Below are 1,742 nucleotides of genomic sequence, written 5' to 3'. Positions count from 1 at the left end.
CTTTTCGCCCAAGGAACTAGCCGCCGCGGTATCGAGGTGGTGGAGCGCCAGATCCGGCCGGAGGAGCTGGCGGGCGCCGACGAGATCTTCCTGACCGGGACGGCGGCGGAGGTGACGCCGGTGGGGCGCATCGACGATCTGACCTTCACGCCCGGCCGCCTGACGCAGACGCTGCGCGAAGACTATTCGGCCCTGGTGCGCGGCCGGCCGGCGTCCCTGGCCGACGCCGCGGCGTGATCGGCATCGGGGTAGGGCGATCGCTTCAAGGCAGTCCGGCAGCGCTGTTTGGAGAAACTCTTTCAAGTCATCGAATTCGTCGTGCCCGGGCGGCGACCCTACGGCATTCACACATCTGGGTTGGTTTCGGGCTTGCGCGGTACGGCGAGGTCTGACTCCCTGCCTTGGTTGGGTGTTCGTCCGGTCAAGGAAGGTAGGGAGCCGGGAGATGAGCGATATCTCGCTGGGGCGGTTTGGCGACCGCCGCCTGGAAAAAGGGGGGCGTTGCTGCACGCCCGTTTGGCGGCTGTCGGTTGCGCGGGTGTGCGGGTCCGCCGTTTGGGCGGCAATCGGGCTGGGGAGATCCGCCTGACGCGGTTCTTGCGCAATCCTGCCGTGACGATATCGGAGATGCTTGCCACCGCCGGGGCGCGCACGGCCGGGCGGGTGCAGGGGTTGCATGTGCTGGCCATCCAGGACACCAGCGATGTGCGGGTGGCTTCGAACGGCAGCGGCATCGTCATCCACCCGACGATCGCCGTGGAGGCGTCCAGCGGCGCCTTGCTGGGGCTGGTGCACGCAGAGCTGCTGAGCCGGCCGGGCGGTGGCAAGCCTCGCGCGTCGGGGCGTGCCTTCACCGCCAAGCAGAGCAGCCGTTGGGTGCGCGGGGCAACGCAAGCCGCGCAGCTGAAAGACCAGGGCGCGGCCACCGTCACGGTCATCGCCGACCGCGAAGCCGACTTCTATGAGGATTTTGCCCTGCGCCCGGATGGGGTGGAGGTGCTGATCCGGGTGGCGCAGGACCGCAACCTAGCCGACGGGACGAAGCTGCTGGAGAGCCTGGAGGGCTTGCCCGAGGCCGGGCGGATGATCGTGACGCTGCCGGCAGTGCCCGGCCGGCGGGCGCGCGACGCCACGGTGGCTCTGCGCTCCCGTTCGGTGGAGATCTGTCAGCCGGTAGGCCGCAACCGGCCCCGAACCGAGCGGGAGAGACTGCCTGCCAGTGTCTCGCTGACCCTGGTGGAGGCCCGCGAGATCGATCCCCCCGCCGGACAGCCGCCCGCCCACTGGCGCCTGCTGACCACCCACCGCGTAGACGATGTCGAGGATGTCCGCCGCATCGTCGAGTACTATCGGCGCCGCTGGACCATCGAGCAGTTGTTCCGCACCTTGAAGACCAAGGGCTTTGATGTGGAAGCGCTGCGCATCGCCGAGGGGCCGTTCGAAAAGCTGGTAGTGGCGTCGCTGATCGCCGCTGTCACGGTGATGCAACTGGTCGGCGACCGCGACGGATCGATCGGTCGACCGGCCACAGACGCCCTCGAACCAGAAGACCAACCGGTGCTTGAGGCGGTCAGCGACAGTCTGGAAGGCAAGACCGATCGCCAGAAGAACCCCCATCCCAAGGGCTCCCTGGCCTTCGCATCCTGGGTCTTCGCAAGGCTCGGCGGGTGGACCGGCTACTACGGCAAACCCGGACCCATCGTCATCCTCAACGGCATGACCCAATTCCACGCCATCAAACA

The 1,742-nt window shown here is 67.9% G+C and carries 2 protein-coding genes; both read left to right on the top strand.

What is annotated here, in order from left to right; translation table 11 throughout:
- Window positions 1–237, top strand: a 237-nt coding sequence (locus tag Q0982_RS01800; RefSeq protein WP_299391207.1) for an aminotransferase class IV, incomplete at its 5' end; no start/stop codon positions are given.
- Between the two features lie 390 nt (window positions 238–627).
- On the top strand, window positions 628–1,742 hold a 1,115-nt coding region (locus Q0982_RS01795), incomplete at its 3' end, for an IS4 family transposase (protein WP_299391205.1).

Source organism: Pelagibius sp., from assembly GCF_028281305.1.
Taxonomy (GTDB): Bacteria; Pseudomonadota; Alphaproteobacteria; order Kiloniellales; family Kiloniellaceae; genus Pelagibius.
Note: the sequence above shows the minus strand (reverse complement) of the source record. Positions and strands in the feature narration are given on the sequence as shown.